Source organism: Caballeronia sp. S22 (assembly GCF_964261745.1).
Taxonomy (GTDB): domain Bacteria; phylum Pseudomonadota; class Gammaproteobacteria; order Burkholderiales; family Burkholderiaceae; genus Caballeronia; species Caballeronia jiangsuensis.
The window spans coordinates 65392-81431 of sequence record NZ_OZ180035.1 but is presented as its reverse complement, the minus strand read 5'-3'; the positions used below and the strand labels follow the sequence as shown (position 1 = coordinate 81431).

Annotated in this window: 17 protein-coding genes and 1 tRNA gene; 11 read left to right on the top strand and 7 right to left on the bottom strand. The window is 61.8% G+C overall.

What is annotated here, in order from left to right; translation table 11 throughout:
- Positions 1–63: 63 nt before the first annotated feature.
- The 5 genes from ACEN42_RS00360 to ACEN42_RS00340 all read left to right on the top strand — a co-directional run bounded on the left by ACEN42_RS00360 (position 64) and on the right by ACEN42_RS00340 (position 2483).
- Complete coding sequence (locus tag ACEN42_RS00360; protein ID WP_371880397.1) at positions 64–651, top strand: phosphoheptose isomerase; 588 nt, start codon at positions 64–66, stop codon at positions 649–651.
- Between the two features lie 77 nt (positions 652–728).
- Positions 729–1481, top strand: coding sequence for a BON domain-containing protein (locus ACEN42_RS00355; RefSeq protein ID WP_238286214.1), 753 nt, complete (start codon positions 729–731; stop codon positions 1479–1481).
- Positions 1478–1822 (top strand): c-type cytochrome, encoded by a 345-nt coding sequence (locus tag ACEN42_RS00350; RefSeq protein ID WP_371880396.1) that lies wholly within the window; start codon positions 1478–1480, stop codon positions 1820–1822. The genes ACEN42_RS00355 and ACEN42_RS00350 overlap by 4 nt, the downstream gene beginning before the upstream one ends.
- Positions 1823–1888: 66 nt before the next feature.
- A tRNA-Ala gene (locus tag ACEN42_RS00345) sits at positions 1889–1964 on the top strand.
- A 111-nt stretch (positions 1965–2075) separates the two neighbouring features.
- On the top strand, positions 2076–2483 hold the full coding sequence (locus ACEN42_RS00340) for a VOC family protein (protein ID WP_371880395.1): 408 nt from the start codon (positions 2076–2078) through the stop codon (positions 2481–2483).
- Positions 2484–2493: 10 nt separating this feature from the next.
- Here ACEN42_RS00340 and ACEN42_RS00335 read toward each other — a convergent pair whose 3' ends face one another.
- Positions 2494–3045 (bottom strand): YaeQ family protein, encoded by a 552-nt coding sequence (locus ACEN42_RS00335; protein WP_238209434.1) that lies wholly within the window; start codon positions 3043–3045, stop codon positions 2494–2496.
- A gap of 251 nt (positions 3046–3296) precedes the next feature.
- Positions 3297–3641: a surface attachment protein Sap1 gene (gene sap1 / locus ACEN42_RS00330; protein WP_371880394.1), complete on the bottom strand. Its 345-nt coding sequence runs from the start codon at positions 3639–3641 to the stop codon at positions 3297–3299.
- 399 nt (positions 3642–4040) lie between these two features.
- Here sap1 and ACEN42_RS00325 point away from each other — a divergent pair, with 399 nt between their 5' ends.
- Both ACEN42_RS00325 and ACEN42_RS00320 read left to right on the top strand, forming a co-directional pair.
- Positions 4041–4667 carry a LysE family translocator gene (locus ACEN42_RS00325; protein WP_187608184.1) on the top strand — a complete coding sequence of 209 codons (627 nt, stop codon included), beginning with the start codon at positions 4041–4043 and terminating at the stop codon, positions 4665–4667.
- Positions 4664–5134, top strand: coding sequence for an SgcJ/EcaC family oxidoreductase (locus ACEN42_RS00320; protein WP_371880393.1), 471 nt, complete (start codon positions 4664–4666; stop codon positions 5132–5134). Before ACEN42_RS00325 ends, ACEN42_RS00320 begins: the two co-directional genes overlap by 4 nt.
- 10 nt (positions 5135–5144) lie before the next feature.
- Here ACEN42_RS00320 and mnmE read toward each other — a convergent pair whose 3' ends face one another.
- Complete coding sequence (gene mnmE, locus ACEN42_RS00315) at positions 5145–6533, bottom strand: tRNA uridine-5-carboxymethylaminomethyl(34) synthesis GTPase MnmE (RefSeq protein ID WP_371880392.1); 1389 nt, start codon at positions 6531–6533, stop codon at positions 5145–5147.
- Positions 6534–6844: 311 nt separating this feature from the next.
- On the opposite strand from mnmE, the gene ACEN42_RS00310 reads away from it, so the two are divergent.
- Positions 6845–7261, top strand: coding sequence for a transcriptional regulator (locus ACEN42_RS00310; protein ID WP_187608187.1), 417 nt, complete (start codon positions 6845–6847; stop codon positions 7259–7261).
- Between the two features lie 68 nt (positions 7262–7329).
- Here the strand turns inward: ACEN42_RS00310 and yidC are convergent, their stop codons facing one another.
- From yidC to rpmH, 4 genes are read right to left on the bottom strand one after another with little or no spacing between them, the layout of a single operon-like run.
- Positions 7330–9000, bottom strand: coding sequence for a membrane protein insertase YidC (gene yidC / locus ACEN42_RS00305; protein ID WP_187608188.1), 1671 nt, complete (start codon positions 8998–9000; stop codon positions 7330–7332).
- 8 nt (positions 9001–9008) lie between these two features.
- On the bottom strand, positions 9009–9326 hold the full coding sequence (gene yidD, locus ACEN42_RS00300) for a membrane protein insertion efficiency factor YidD (protein WP_371880391.1): 318 nt from the start codon (positions 9324–9326) through the stop codon (positions 9009–9011).
- A gap of 59 nt (positions 9327–9385) precedes the next feature.
- Positions 9386–9910 (bottom strand): ribonuclease P protein component, encoded by a 525-nt coding sequence (gene rnpA, locus ACEN42_RS00295; RefSeq protein WP_187608190.1) that lies wholly within the window; start codon positions 9908–9910, stop codon positions 9386–9388.
- A 23-nt stretch (positions 9911–9933) separates the two neighbouring features.
- A complete protein-coding gene (gene rpmH / locus ACEN42_RS00290; protein WP_004198824.1) occupies positions 9934–10068 on the bottom strand; it encodes a 50S ribosomal protein L34 in 135 nt (44 codons plus the stop codon).
- A gap of 404 nt (positions 10069–10472) precedes the next feature.
- Between rpmH and dnaA the strand changes: the two genes are divergently transcribed.
- The 3 genes from dnaA (at position 10473) to gyrB (ending at position 16018) form a co-directional block, all read left to right on the top strand.
- Entirely contained in the window at positions 10473–12053 is a 1581-nt protein-coding gene (gene dnaA / locus ACEN42_RS00285; RefSeq protein WP_371880390.1) for a chromosomal replication initiator protein DnaA, read from the top strand.
- A 265-nt stretch (positions 12054–12318) separates the two neighbouring features.
- Entirely contained in the window at positions 12319–13422 is a 1104-nt protein-coding gene (gene dnaN / locus ACEN42_RS00280; protein WP_035508739.1) for a DNA polymerase III subunit beta, read from the top strand.
- A 112-nt stretch (positions 13423–13534) separates the two neighbouring features.
- Positions 13535–16018 carry a DNA topoisomerase (ATP-hydrolyzing) subunit B gene (gene gyrB / locus ACEN42_RS00275; protein ID WP_238209443.1) on the top strand — a complete coding sequence of 828 codons (2484 nt, stop codon included), beginning with the start codon at positions 13535–13537 and terminating at the stop codon, positions 16016–16018.
- Positions 16019–16040: the final 22 nt, after the last annotated feature.

Genomic DNA, 16040 nt, shown 5'->3' with positions numbered 1-16040 from the left:
AACCGACGCTTTGAGCGTTCAAGTCACATATTGCCGCGCGCCGCGGCCGATGATCGAGAGTCGATGTCAGTCGAACGTATTCAACAGCACTTCCGCGACAGCGCGGCACTCAAACTCGAAGCACTCGACGCGCTGGCGGTTCCGATCGCGGCCGCCGTCGACACGCTGTTCGGCGCACTCGCCAACGGCAACAAGATTCTCGTGTGCGGCAATGGCGGCTCCGCTGCCGATGCGCAGCGCTTCGCCGCGCAGCTGATCGGCCGTTTCGAGCGCGAGCGCCCGGGCTTGCCGGCCATCGCGTTGACGACCGATACATCGATTCTCACGGCCATCGGCAACGACTATGCGTTCGAACAGATCTTCTCGAACCAGGTTCGCGCGCTCGGTCAGTCGGGCGATGTGCTGCTCGCGATCAGCACGTCGGGCAACTCGGTCAATGTGCTCGCGGCGATTCAGGAAGCGCACGAGCGCGAGATGATCGTGATCGCGCTGTCGGGCAAGGGCGGCGGCGCGATGTCCGAAGTACTCGCCGAAACCGACATTCACATCTGCGTGCCGTCCGATCGAACGGCGCGCATCCAGGAAGTCCATCTGCTGACCATTCACTGTCTGTGCGACGGCATCGATGCGATGCTGCTCGGAGACGACTGAAACTGAAAAGGGGAACGGAGTTGACGAACAAGACACGCGTCAAGGCGACGCTGGCCCAGGCCACGCTCGTGGTGAGCATGTTGTCCGGAGTCGCATTGACGTTGCAGGGCTGCGCCCTCGCGGTCGTCGGCGCGGCGGCGGGCGGCACGTTGATCGCCACGGATCGCCGCACGCTCGGTGCGCAGACCGAAGACCGCGAGATTCAGGTGAAGGCGCTTTCGCGGATCAACGAGAACCTGCCCGATACGGCGCATGTCAACGTGACCGTGTTCAACCGGCGCGTGCTGCTGACTGGCGAGGTGCCTGATGAGGCGTCGAAGCAGAAGGCCGAGGCCGTCGTACGCGACATCAACAACGTGGGCAGCATCGTCAACGAACTGTCGATTCAGGGCGCGAGTTCGATCTCCTCGCGCGCGAACGACTCCTATCTCGAGACTCGCGTGAAGACCGCGATGGTCGGCGAGAAGGACTTGCGTGCGAACTACTACAAGGTGGTGTGCGAGCGCAGCGTCGTCTATCTGATGGGACTCGTCACGACGGACGAAGGCGCGCATGGCGCGGATGTCGCCGCGCGCGTGCCGGGCGTGGAGCAGGTCGTGAAGGTGTACCAGTACATCAAGCCTGAAGAAGCGCAGGCGCTGGAAGCGGCGGCCGCATCCGATGCGAGCGCGGTCTCCGCGTCGAATCCGCCCGCGCCTGCTGATGCGACGGTCGGCACGGTGCCTGATTCGGGCGTGACGTCGCGTCCGCTCGATTCGCAGTCGCCCGCACCCGTGAAGAACTCGGATGTGCATCCGGGCAATCCCAATCCGGTTCCCGCGACGAAATGAGCATGGCGCGTTTGATTTGCGGCGTGGCGTTGATCGCCGCGTCTTTCGGTGTTGTCGCGGCAGAGCAGGCCGTGTCATCCGCGAATGCGATGGCGATCGCGCGAAGCAATGCGTGCATGGGCTGTCACGCGATCGATCGCAAGCTCGTGGGACCGTCGTTTCAGCAGGTCGCCGAGAAGTACAAGGGCGATCCGCAAGCGAGCGCGAAGCTTGAAAAGAAGGTGAAGAACGGTGGCGCGGGCGTGTGGGGTTCCATTCCGATGCCGTCACATCCCAGGATGAACGATGCGGATATCAAGGTCGTCGTCGCGTGGATTTTGGCGGGGGCGCCGTTGAAGTAGTGCTGCGGCGAATCGTCGGGAGGCTTGCCTGCAGGCGATTTCGCTGTGATACAATTTTGGTTCGTTGGGGGGGTAGCTCAGCTGGGAGAGCGTCGCGTTCGCAATGCGAAGGTCGGGAGTTCGATCCTCCTCCTCTCCACCACGAATTCAAAGGGCTTGGCTTAAACGCCAAGCCCTTTTTCATTCCCCCGCCCGCCTGCCTCTTCACCCCATCGCGCTAAACTGAATCTCACATCGACCGTGAGAGAGCGCCATGCATATCCACATCCGCGAAATCGATCACGTCGTGATCCGCTGCGCCGATCTCGACAACATGGTGAACTTCTATAACACCGTGTTGGGCTGTCCAGTCGAGAAAGAACAGCGCGAACTCGGCCTCGTGCAGATGCGCGCAGGCCGTTCGCTGATCGACTTGCTGGCGGTCGGCGCGAAGATCGATCGGCCCGAGAGCGGCCAGCCCGGCGCGGGCCGCAACATGGATCACCTTTGTGTGCGCGTCGAGCCGTTCGATGCAGATGCGCTGCGCGCGCATCTGGAAAAGCACGGCGCGCGCATCGGCGATGGGGCGCGGCGCTACGGCGCTGAAGGCTTCGGGCCGTCCCTCTATCTGTTCGATCCCGAGGGCAACATGGTCGAACTCAAAGGGCCGCCCGACGCCTGAACGCCGGCCATCAAGCCGCCCCTGCCTTGAGCACGTTCCAGCGAATCGCGACGGCATCGACGGTCTCGCTGCTCAGCGACACGTCGGCGTCCTGCACCATTAACTGCAAACGCATCGTCCGTGCGGCCAGCTTGCCAAGCGCTTCGGCGACGCCCTCGGCGAGCGACCAAACAGTCACGTTCTGCAGTCGCTCGACCTTGCCCTTCACGCCGTTCCACCAGATGTCCGCGGTCCTGCCGGCGTAGGCGATGACGATCACGCGATCCGAGCGCCCGCTCGCTTTCGAGATGCGTCGCTCGTCAGGCTGACCGACTTCGATCCAGGTCTGAATCTGGCCGGTGAGATCTTTCTGCCACAGATCGGGCTCGTCGGTATCGGAAAGGCCCTTGCAGAATTCAAGTCGCTCGTCGGCGAACAGCCCGAACGCGGCAACACGAACCATCATGCGGTCGTCGGTCTCCGACGGATGGCGTGCAATGGTCAGGGAATGATCGCCGTAGTAGTGGCGGTCCATGTCGGCAACCTGAAGGTCAGCCTTGTAGATGGTGGATTTGAGAGCCATTCAGCGTGATGCGCCGGTTCGTTGGCCGGCGGAGAAGGAATGTCGAGGCGCGGCGGTCTATTGCGCGCGAAACCGACATTGTGCGGCGAATCGGCGGAAATGTGGAAGGCAGCGAGAGACGCGCGCTCGAAAGCGCGGGGAGAAGACCGCATCCGATTCATCCCGACGATTAATTCGCCGATAAATCGAAACGCCGGCACGATTCAGAGAATCGCGCCGGACTGCGGAAATGAATTAAACGCGAAAACCGCTTATTGGTCGATGAATCGATCCGCGGTCCACATGCCTTGCGTGTCGCTATTGGCGGCGTTGACGAATTCGACGTCATGGCCCACCACGCGAATCACGCGAAAATGCGAATCGACTGGAGTCGAAATGCATTCGAAGCCTTCGAAAAACTGCTGCATCTGTTGATGCTCGCCGGCTTTCGCGTGCTGATCGGCCGAATCGAACTTGTCCTTGGACAAGCAGCCATACGAATTAGGCCTGAAAGTGAATGTCTGCTGAGCCTGAATGACGCTGTCCTGGGCCTGCGCCGTGGAAACGACTGCACACAAACCCATCATCGCGAAAAGAGTGCCGACGCGTTTCTGCATGTATAGCCTCCCAAACGAAGCCGTTTCGAAATTAGCTATGTATTTAAAAGCGGAAGACCGCAAGACTCATGCTAGATGAGTAAGGCAAACTTGCAAGCATATGTTGTGTGCGATCGCAACACGACAGACTGTCGCAGGGTTTTTAAGCGAATCTGACAAACAGCGGATTAATTGAAAATCATCGAAATGCCGCTTAGAGCAGAACGAAAGGCCGCGTATATGCGAGCGAAAGTGCGGCAATTTGCCTCGCCTGCGTTTTGGTGCACCGCATTAGGCGATATCGAGGTGCATCCAACAGTTCGCGAGCGGAGGCGCCGTGGCGTCAAGCTGACTGAACGGCCTATTGCAAGTGCTCCACGTTCATGGATAAATCCACCCATCCAACTCAGGAGAACACGCGTGACCCTTGCTCAATGGCTGCCGTTTGCGATCGCGTCGGCGATTCTCGTCGCGATTCCAGGCCCGACCGTGCTGCTCGTTGTGTCCTACGCGCTCGGCCACGGTCGCAAATATGCATTCGCGACGACCATCGGTGTCGCGCTCGGCGACCTTACCGCGATGACCGCGTCGATGCTCGGCCTCGGCGTGCTGCTGGCGGCATCCGCTGAACTGTTCATGGTGGTGAAGTGGATCGGCGCGGCGTATCTCGTCTACCTCGGCATCAAGTTGTGGAGCGCGCCGGTCGTCGATACGGACGCCGTGCAGCCCACCGGCGAACTGCGCACGAGCCGCATCATGGCGCACGCCTACGCTGTCACGACGCTGAATCCGAAGAGCATCATTTTCTTCGTCGCGTTCGTACCGCAATTCGTCGATGCGCACACGGCGAGCGTCTCGCAGATCGCGATTCTCGAAGCGACCTTCGTCGGGCTCGCGGCGGCCAACGCGTTCGCTTACGCGCTGCTCGCGTCGGGCGCGCGCAAGGCGATTCGCAAGCCTTCCGTGCAGCGCGCGGTGAACCGCACGGGCGGCGCGCTGCTGATGGGCGCGGGTGTTTTCGCAGCGGCGTGGAAGAAGGCGACATGAGCCAGCCCGACGATTGGACCGCAAGCGCACGGCGCGTGTATGCCGGCCTGCTCCACGACTGGAACAGGCAGGACGCCGCCGCGATGGCAGCGCGTTTCACCGAGCGCGGCAGCCTGGTCGGCTTCGACGGCAGCGCGATCGATGGGCGTGCCGCCATCGAGACGCATCTTCGGCCGATCTTCGCCCAGCATCCGACACCGCGTTTCGTCGCGAAGGTGCGTGAGGTGAGACGCATGGCGAACGGGCAGACGTTGCTGTTGCGCGCCGTCGCGGGGATGTGGCCGCGCGGCGCGACGGAACTCGAACCGAGTCTGAGCGCGATTCAGACGGTGGTCCTGTCGCTCTGCGATGGCGTGTATCGGATCGAGATGTTTCAGAACACGCCGGCGGCGTTTCACGGGCGGCCGGACGAGGCAGAGAAACTCAACGCGGAATTGCGTGAAATCGGCAAACCCGAGGGCGCCTAGTCCGTCTACGTTATTTTCCGATGCAGAAGCGGCTGAAGATCACGCCGAGCAGGTCGTCAGACGTGAATTCTCCCGTAATCGAATTGAGATCGTCCTGCGCGAGCCGCAACTCTTCTGCAAACAGATCGAGCACCTGCGAATTCAGTTCGGCATGTTCGGCGGCGAGTGCGAGATGGTCGCGGGCCTCGCGCAAGGCGATCAAGTGACGTTCGCGCGCGAGATACACGCTTTCCGCGCCCGCCTGCCAGCCAGCGATTTTCAGCAGCACATCGCGCAGCAGCGAAATGCCGTCGCCGGTTTTCGCCGATAGGTTGACCTCGCGCGCGTGTCCTTCAGCGTCGTGGGCCGAGGGCGGCGTGCCCGCGAGATCCGTTTTGTTCATCACCCGCACGACAGGCACGCCCGCCGGAAAGCGCGCCGCGATGGCCCGGTCCTCCGGCGTCGTGCCCTCGCGCGCGTCCAGCAGATGCAACACGACATCGGCGCGCTCGATTTCCCCCCACGTGCGTTCGATGCCGATTCGCTCCACTTCGTCCTGCGTTTCGCGCAGACCGGCCGTATCGATGATGTGCAGCGGGATGCCTTCGACCTGAATCGTTTGCGCGACCTTGTCGCGCGTGGTGCCGGCGATAGGTGTGACGATCGCGAGCTCCGCGCCCGCGAGCGCATTGAGCAGCGACGACTTGCCCACGTTCGGCTGTCCCGCGAGCACGACCGACAAGCCTTCGCGTAAAAGCGCGCCTTGACGCGCATCGGCGAGCACGGTGTCCAGGCGCGTCCGAATCCGCGTGAGTTTGCCCCGCGCATCGGCCGCTTCCAGGAAGTCGATCTCTTCCTCGGGAAAATCCAGCGTCGCTTCGACGAGCATGCGCAGCGTGATCACGTCTTCTACGAGCGCATGAATCTCGCGCGAGAACGCGCCATCCAGCGAACGGCCAGCCGAGCGCGCGGCGGCTTCCGTGCTGGCTTCGATCAGATCGGCGACAGCTTCTGCCTGCGCCAGATCGAGCTTGTCGTTGAGAAAAGCGCGCCGCGTGAATTCGCCGGGCTCTGCGAGTCGCAGGCCGAAATCGCGACCGGCTTCGATCGCTCGTTGCAGCACCAGTTGCAGCACGATCGGGCCGCCGTGGCCTTGCAGCTCCAGCACGTGCTCGCCCGTGTACGAATGCGGCGCAGGGAAATAGAGCGCAATGCCGCGATCGAGTGCCTCGCCGTTACCGTCGATGAACGGCACGTAGCTCGCGTGACGCGGCGCCAGCGCCTGACCGCACAACGCGTGCATCGCTTTTTGCGCGGCGGCTTCGGCTGCACGGCCGAACGACAGACGCACGACGCCGATTCCGCCACGCCCGGGCGCGGTGGCGATTGCGACGATCGGATCGGTGTCGTTGCTCAGCATGTCGGCGATGTATTCGGATGGTTTCGGAGTGCGGGCATTGTATCGCGGGGTGCGGAGCGGGCCGCCTCGCGCTAGCGCTGCGACAGCGCGAGCGTTAGCTTTTTTGAGATAAAAAATTACACTGAAGTCAAAACGGAAACTGTGCACCACTGGAATCGCCAAGGTACGCGGTGACTCGCATCGTGTCGGAAATGCGCTGCCAAGCGGCAATCAAATCGAGTGCTTATTCAAGATAAAAATGTGCGAAGCCGCGACAAATGTAGCGCAATTGGTTGACTGGTAAGCAGCGATTGCCTCGCACAATCCAGCCCATGCCCACACCACAAGAAAAGGCCGATTTCTCCGAGCGGCTTAAATTCTCGATGACCCGTGCACCCGAAAGGATGCGCGGCGCGACTGACCTCGCATTGCATTTCAACCTGCGCTATCAAGGCGAATCGGTTTCGCCACAGACGGCGCACAAGTGGCTCACCGGCCGCTCGATTCCAACGGTCGACAAGCTGGAGACGCTCGCCGATTGGTTCAAGGTCGATCAGCACTGGCTGCATTACGGGCCGCCGCCAAGCGGCAACCCGCAAGTGACGCCGAAGCCGCTCGCGCGCGACGAGCGGTATCCCGCGTCCGAGGAGACGCTCGAGCTGGCGACGAAGATCGAGGCGCTGTCGCCGCATCATCGGTACTTGCTCGAAGAACTCATCGATCAGTTTTATGGTTCGATGAAGCGGTAAATTCTGTCCCACAAAAGCAAAACGCCCGGCGAGCCGGGCGTTTCCACATCGGGGAGCGAAGCAGCCGCTTACGCCGGCTTCTTCCTGTTCTTGCCCATCATGCGCGTGATGTAGTACTGCTGCGCGATCGACAGCACGTTGTTCACCACGTAGTACAGCACGAGACCGGCGGGGAAGAAGAAGAACATGACCGAGAACGCGATCGGCATGAACATCATCATCTTTGCCTGAACGGGGTCCGGCGGCGTCGGGTTCAGCTTGGTCTGCACGAACATCGAGACGGCCATCAGCACCGGCAGGATGAAGTACGGGTCTTGCTGCGACAGATCGTGAATCCAGAGAATCCACGGCGCGCCGCGCATTTCCACCGACGACAGCAGCACCCAGTACAGCGAGATGAACACCGGAATCTGCACGACCACCGGCAGACAGCCGCCGAACGGATTCACCTTCTCGGTCTTGTAGAGCTCCATCAGTGCGGCGTTCATCTTCTGCGGATCGCTCTTGAAGCGCTCGCGAAGCTGCTGCATGCGCGGCGTGATTTCCTTCATGCGCGCCATCGACTTGTAGCTCGCCGCCGACAGCGGGAAGAACACGGCCTTGATGAGCAGCGTCAGGAGCACGATCGCCCAGCCCCAGTTGCCGACGTAGCTGTGAATCTTCTCGAGCAGCCAGAAGAGCGGCTTGGCGATGATCGTCACCATGCCGTAGTCCTTCACCAGCTCCAGACCCGGCGCGATGCCTTCGAGCATGCGCTCTTCCTCCGGACCGGCGAAAAGACGCGCATCGACGTTCGCGGACTGTCCCGGCGCGATGGTCTGCGCGGGCAGCGTCATGCCGACGCGATACAGGTCCGGATCGATCTTCTGCACGTAGATATCGCGCTTCACGCCTTGCTGCGGAATCCACGCGGACGCGAAGTAGTGCTGGACCATCGCGACCCAGCCGTTATCCGACGAAGGCTCGAACGTTGCCTTGTTCTTGTCGATGTCGGAGAAGTCGATCTTCTGGAAGTGCTTCTGATCCGTGTAGACCGCCGGCCCGATGAACGTGTGCGAGAAGCGCGGCGTCTCGACCGGCGTGTTGTCGCGCACGAGCTCCATGTAGAGCTTCGGCGAAACCGGCGCGGTGCCGACGTTCTCGATCTTCGTGTCGACGTTGATCACGTAGCTGCCACGCGTGAACGTGTAGGTCTTGATGACCTTCACGCCACCCTTCACCGGCGATTCGAACGCGATCTTCAGCGTCTTCTGGTCGCCCGTCAGCGACGTCTGGCCGGGAACCGGCGTGAAGATGTCGTTGTGGTTCGGGAAGTCGCCGCCCAGGAGGCCCGTGCGCGCGAGGTACGTGTGGTTCGCGGTGTGATCGAAGAGCGTGATGTAGAGATCCGGCTGCTTGCCGTCACCTTCCTTCATCAGCGCGAGCTTCGAGAGCGTGCCGCCGCGCGTGTCGATTTCACCGGAGTAGACGTCCGTCGTGAACTTCACTACCTGGGCTTGCGCCGTGGCGGGGGGCGTCGTCGTGCCGGGCGCGGCCGTGCCTGCGGGCGCGTTCGGCAGCTCGGACGGCTGCGCGCCGGATGCGGCCGAGCCCGGTGCCGGGTTGCTGGCGGTCTTGGCCGGTTGCGTCGCGCTCGGGAAGAACATCGACGGGCGCCCATGGTCCCGTTGCCAGTTGTCGAACAGCAGGACAACTGACACGAAGAAGATGACCCATAGGACGGTGCGTTTGATATCCATGCGTTGTCTCAGTGTCGATCGGAAAGCGCTTCAGCGCCGTTTAGTGTTGAAAACTTGTCTTGCCCCGAGTCCGGGCGCGATTCGGACGCGTCGTCAGAGCCGACGTGTCCGCGGGGAGGCGGCACGAGATCGACGCCGCCCGCCGAAAGGGGATGGCAGCGGCACAGCCGCTTTACGGCGAGATACGTGCCATGCGCGGCGCCATGATACTGGATTGCTTCGCGCGCGTAGTCGGAACAGGAAGGATAAAAACGGCACCGGTTGCCGAGCAGCGGGCTCACAGCAACCTTGTAGAAGCGCAACAACGCGATGAGTGCCGTTTGCATAGTCTTCGCGCCGCACGCCAGACACGCCGTGAAAGGCAAACGTCTGGCGCAACCGCGCTTCATGACCCTGACGGGCCGGGTGATTCGTCGACGGCGGGCGCCTCGGGCGGCACCGCCACGGTTTCGGCCCTGCGGCGCGCGGCTTCGCGCACGGCACGGTCGAACAATGTTTCCAGCTCGCTGCCGACGAGCGCCCGAAGCGGCGGAGAGCTCGCGCTCGGCATCGCCTTGCGGTCGATCTTCGCGTGCAGCCGCACGAGGATATCGAACCCGTTCAACTGCGCGCGCCGCAGCCGGAATATGTCGCGCGCAAGCCGTTTGATCAGATTGCGCGTGACGGCGCGCGGCGCCTGCTTTTTGCCGATCACCAGCCCGAGCCGCGCTTCCTGCCCGGACGGCTTGCCGTACAGAACGAAGTGCGGCGAACGCCGCCAGGGGCGCAAACGAAAAACGGATGAGAACTCATCCGTTTTCAGCAGCCTTGCGGCCTTGGGGAACGTGGCCTGCGCCGGCAACTGAACGATGTCCTGTCTCAAGACTTCTGTGCGGCGCGTAAGCGGCTCGCCGTCGAGTGCAAGATCCAAACGCGAGCGTGCACTCGGCAGACTTAGATGGCCAGGCGCTTGCGACCCTTCGCGCGGCGAGCGTTGATGACCTTGCGGCCGCCAGCGGTCTTCATGCGAACGCGGAAGCCATGGGTGCGCTTGCGGCGCGTCACGGAAGGTTGGTAAGTACGTTTCATGGTGCTCTCACTTGAGTTGATTGACCGCGCGGGCTTGGCTCCAGTGTGGTCACTGCAAGCGCGATGGCCGGAGGTTCAGGAATTCTGTTTTCGCGGAACCCGCTATTTAAACCGTTTTCCTATTGACCGTCAATAGGTTAGCGCAAGCGAGCGCGTATTCCGGCAGATTTCCGGCCTGTTGGACGTGCTGATTTGACCCTGTGGATAACTCGCGCGCCACCCTCTTTTGGCGTTAGAATCTCGCCTTACTCCCAAATATCCGCCCGCTGCTTCGGCCCGCCATCCGCCCGCAAACCCTTGCGGCGTAAGCCTCCGGAGCATGCCTGCTTGGCTGTGCCGGGACTTGTCCGAACGTTCGGCAAGCACGGCCCGCAGGTGCGGAGCAACCATAACGACCGCACTCGATGAACGATTTCTGGGAACACTGTTCCGCACTGCTTGCGCGTGAACTCACGCCGCAGCAGTACGTCACGTGGATCAAGCCGCTGACCCCGGTCGACTTCGATGCCGACGCGAACACTCTGCGCATCGCCGCTCCCAACCGCTTCAAGCTCGACTGGGTGAAGAGCCAGTTTTCGGGCCGTATCGCCGATGTTGCGCGCGATTTCTTCAGCGCGCCTGTCGATGTTCAATTCGTGCTCGATCCCAAAGCGACCGCGCGCAACGCGATCGGCGGCGGCCTGAGCGCCGCGCCGCGCCCGACCGCGAGCGCGCCCGCCGCGCCGCGCGCTCCGGCGCCGTCGGCGGCCGTGCCGCAGGCGCCTTCCGTCGTCGCGCACGCGAACGCCACCGCGCACATCAACGCGCTCGCAGCCGAAGCGGCACAGCAGGCGCAAGCCATGCAGGAAGACCAGGCCGATCTCGATCTCCCGAGCCTCGACGCCAACGAAGCCGCCGCAGGCCGACGCACGTGGCGCCCCGGCGGCGCTCCGTCGGCGGGTGGTGAAACCGATTCCGCCTACGAGCGTTCCAAGCTGAACCCGGTGCTGACGTTCGACAACTTCGTCACCGGTAAGGCGAACCAGCTCGCGCGCGCGGCCGCCATTCAGGTCGCCGACAATCCGGGCATCTCGTACAACCCGCTCTTCCTGTATGGCGGCGTGGGTCTCGGCAAGACGCACCTGATTCACGCCATCGGCAATCAGTTGCTGATGGACAAGGCAGGCGCGCGAATCCGCTACATCCACGCGGAACAATATGTATCGGATGTCGTGAAGGCGTACCAGCGCAAGGCGTTCGACGACTTCAAGCGCTACTACCATTCGCTCGATCTGCTGCTCATCGACGATATTCAATTCTTCTCGGGCAAGTCGCGCACACAGGAAGAGTTCTTCTACGCGTTCGAGGCGCTCGTCGCCAACAAGGCGCAGGTCATCATCACGAGCGATACCTATCCGAAGGAAATCTCCGGCATCGACGATCGCCTGATCTCGCGTTTCGACTCCGGCCTGACGGTCGCGATCGAGCCGCCCGAGCTGGAAATGCGCGTCGCGATTCTGATGCGGAAGGCGCAGTCCGAAGGCGTGAGCCTCTCGGAAGACGTCGCGTTCTTCGTCGCGAAGCATCTGCGTTCGAACGTGCGTGAGCTCGAAGGCGCGCTGCGCAAGATCCTGGCGTACTCGAAGTTCCATGGCCGCGACATCACGATCGAGCTGACCAAGGAAGCGCTCAAAGACCTGTTGACGGTGCAGAACCGGCAGATCTCGGTGGAGAACATCCAGAAGACCGTGGCCGATTTCTACAACATCAAGGTCGCCGACATGTACTCGAAAAAGAGGCCGGCCAACATTGCGCGCCCGCGCCAGATCGCGATGTATCTGGCGAAGGAGCTGACGCAGAAAAGCCTGCCCGAGATCGGCGAACTGTTCGGCGGGCGCGATCACACTACCGTGCTGCACGCGGTGCGCAAGATCGGCGCCGAGCGCGGCACCGATGCGCAGTTGAACCACGAACTGCACGTGCTCGAACAGACGCTGAAGGGCTGACGAGCCAACAAACGCTTTGCCGTGAACGCACGCGTCATTTATTGCGTTCGACAGCCTGTTTTTTGGTGAAATCGCCCCCAATTTTAGGGGGCGGTTCCGTTTTGAGGCACAATATAGGTTTAGCCGTCCGTGGCCTGGGCGGCTTTCGAGCGAAGTTTTCGCGAGTGACCGGCGGGGGGCCGGCAACGCGTGTTACGAGGTTGTCCGCTGGGCAAATCTGGTGGCGAAACCGGCGGACAGGCCGTCACATCAACGAAGGAACTCTATGCAACTGGTCAAGACCGAACGAGATAATCTTCTAAGGCCGCTGCAAACCGTGAGCGGCATCGTAGAACGCCGCCATACGTTGCCGATCCTCGCGAATTTGCTGATTACCAAGAACGGCGCCGATGTGTCGTTCCTCTCGACCGACCTCGAACTCCAGATCACGACACGCGCCGATTTCGGCGTCGGCAGCGACCAGGTTGCCACCACGGTCGCCGCGCGCAAACTGCTCGACATTCTGCGCGCGATGCCCTCGGGCGAAGTGGTGCTGGACCTCTCCGACAAGCGCCTCACGGTGCGTTCCGGCAAAAGCCGTTTCGCGCTGCAGACGCTCGCCGCCGACGAATTTCCCACCGTCAACCAGGCTACTGACTTCGGCGCGAGCCTTTCGGTTCCGCAGAAGACGTTCCGCCAGTTGCTCGGCATGGTCTATTTCGCGATGGCCCAGCAGGACATTCGCTACTACCTGAACGGCATGCTGCTCGTGGTCGATGGCGACGAATTGATGGCGGTCGCGACCGACGGCCACCGTCTCGCGTTTTCGTCGATGAAGATCGAAGGCTCGTTCCCGCGCCAGGAAGTGATCATCCCGCGCAAGACGATTCTCGAGCTCCAGCGTCTGCTCGAAGACATCGACGATTCCCTGAACATCGACATCGCGGCGACGCAGGTGAAGTTCAGCTTCGGCCAGGTGGAACTCGTGTCGAAGCTCGTCGAGGGCAAGTTCCCCGACTTCCAGCGCGTGATTCCGAAGTCGCACAAGAACACGTTCGAAATCGGCCGTGAAGAATTGCAGCGTTCGCTGCAGCGCGCGGCCATCCTGACTTCGGACAAATTCAAGGGCGTGCGTTGCCTCGTCGAGCCGGGCCAGTTGAAGATCATGTCGACCAACGCCGACCAGGAAGAGGCGCAGGAAGAGCTGGAGATCGCATATCAGGGCGATACCGTCGATATCGGATTCAACGTCACGTATCTGCTCGATGTGCTCGCGAATCTGAAGGTCGACACGCTCAAGGTGAGCCTCGGCGATGCCAATTCCAGCGCGCTCATCACGATTCCCGAGAACGAGGAATTCAAGTACGTGGTGATGCCGATGCGCATCTGACGCACGCAATACCGAGAACACTCCAAGGGGCGGCGCGCCCCTTTGGCGTTTTTAAGGTGATTTGAAAAGTTCGAGCAGCAACCCAGGCAGTGACGCAGAACCGGAAAATTCCATGACTGAAAACACAAATTCGCAGCCCGACAACAAGCCTGACAATAGCTATGGCGCGTCGTCCATTCAGATCCTCGAAGGTCTGGAGGCGGTGCGCAAGCGCCCGGGCATGTACATCGGCGATACGTCGGATGGCACCGGTTTGCATCACCTCGTTTTCGAAGTGCTGGACAACTCCATCGACGAAGCGCTCGCCGGCTATTGCGACGACATCCACGTCACCATTCACGCCGACAACTCGATTTCCGTGACCGACAACGGCCGCGGCGTGCCGACTGGTCTGAAGCGCGACGACAAGCACGATCCGAAGCGCAGCGCCGCCGAAATCGTGATGACCGAGCTGCACGCGGGCGGCAAGTTCGACCAGAACAGCTACAAGGTGTCCGGCGGCCTGCACGGCGTGGGCGTGTCGTGCGTGAACGCGCTGTCGGCATGGCTGCGCCTCACGGTGCGCCGCGACGGCAAGAAACACTTCATGGAATTCGCGCGCGGCGTCGTGCAGAACCGCGAGATCGTCGAAGAGAACGGCGTGCAGTATTCGCCGATGCCCGTCGTCGGCGATACCGAGAATCGCGGCACCGAAGTGCACTTCCTCGCCGACGCCACTATCTTCGGCAATGTCGAATTTCACTACGACATTCTCGCGAAGCGCATGCGCGAACTCTCGTTCCTGAACAACGGCGTGCGTATCCGTTTGACGGATCAGCGCACCGGCAAGGAAGACGATTTCGCTTTCGCGGGCGGCGTGAAGGGCTTTGTCGAGTACATCAACAAGGCGAAGCAGGTGCTGCATCCGACCGTGTTCCATGCGGTTGGCGAGCGCGAGAACGTGACCGTCGAAGTGGCGATGCAGTGGAACGACAGCTTCAACGAAAGCGTGTTGTGCTTCACGAACAACATTCCGCAGCGCGATGGCGGCACGCACCTGACCGGTCTGCGCGCGGCGATGACGCGCGTCATCAACAAGTACATCGTCGATAACGAGATCGCGAAGAAGGCGAAGGTCGAAACCACCGGCGACGATATGCGCGAGGGTCTGTCGTGCGTGCTGTCGGTGAAGGTGCCGGAGCCGAAGTTCAGTTCGCAGACGAAGGACAAGCTGGTGTCGTCGGAAGTGCGCGCGCCGGTCGAGGAAGTCGTGGCGAAGGCGCTCGAAGATTATCTGCAGGAGACGCCGAGCGACGCGAAGATCATCACGGGCAAGATTGTCGACGCCGCGCGTGCCCGCGATGCGGCGCGCAAGGCGCGTGAGATGACGCGTCGAAAGGGCGTCCTCGATGGCGTCGGCTTGCCGGGCAAGCTCGCGGATTGCCAGGAGAAGGATCCGGCGAAGTCCGAGATTTATATCGTCGAGGGCGACTCGGCGGGCGGATCGGCCAAGCAAGGGCGCGATCGCAAGTTCCAGGCCATTTTGCCGTTGCGCGGGAAGGTGCTGAACGTCGAGAAGGCGCGCTTCGACAAGCTGATTTCGTCCGAGCAGATCGTCACGCTGGTCACGGCGCTCGGCTGCGGTATCGGCAAGGATGATTACAACCTCGACAAGCTGCGCTATCACCGCATCATCATCATGACCGATGCGGACGTCGACGGCGCGCACATCCGGACGCTGCTGCTGACGTTCTTCTATCGGCAGATGCCGGAGATCGTCGAGCGCGGGTTTATCTATATCGCGCAGCCGCCGCTTTACAAGATCAAGGCGGGCAAAGACGAGCGGTATATGAAGGACGCGCACGAGCTCAATCAGCACATGCTGAAGCTGGCGCTGCAAGGGTCCGAACTTATTCCGAACGAGGGCGCCGATCCCATTTCAGGCGATGCGCTGGGTGAGTTGGCGCGTGCGTATTTGCTCGCGCAGGCGGTCGTCGATCGTTTGAGCCGTATTTACGACGCGGCCGCGCTCGAATCGGTGATGGATGGCATCGTCATCGATCTTTCGTCGCAGGAGGCGGCCGATGCTTCGGCGAAGCGTCTGCAAGAGCGGTTGCGCGCCGATCCGTTGAAGCCTGAAGTGACCGTCGAAGCGGCTTATGATCAGGTGCGCGAGTTGCGCTCGCTGCACGTCAAGCGGCGTCATCATGGCAACGTGAAGGTCACCGTGCTCGATGAAGACCTCCAGTTGACGGCGGACTACAAGCAGCTCGTCTCGACGGCGGATACGTTCAAGGGCTTGATCGGCGAAGGCGCGTTGATCAAGCGCGGCGAACGGTCGATGGCCGTGACGGATTTCAAGACCGCGATGAAGTGGCTGATCGCCGATGCGGAACGCAATGTCAGCAAGCAGCGGTATAAGGGGCTCGGAGAGATGAACCCCGAGCAGCTCTGGGAAACGACGATGGATCCGAATGTGCGGCGTCTGTTGCGCGTGCAGATCGAAGACGCGATTGCGGCGGATGGCATCTTCACGACGCTCATGGGTGATGATGTCGAACCGCGCAGAGCGTTTATCGAGAGCAATGCGTTGCGGGCGGGGAATATCGACGTTTGAGTGTCTGCTTGACCCACTCCGC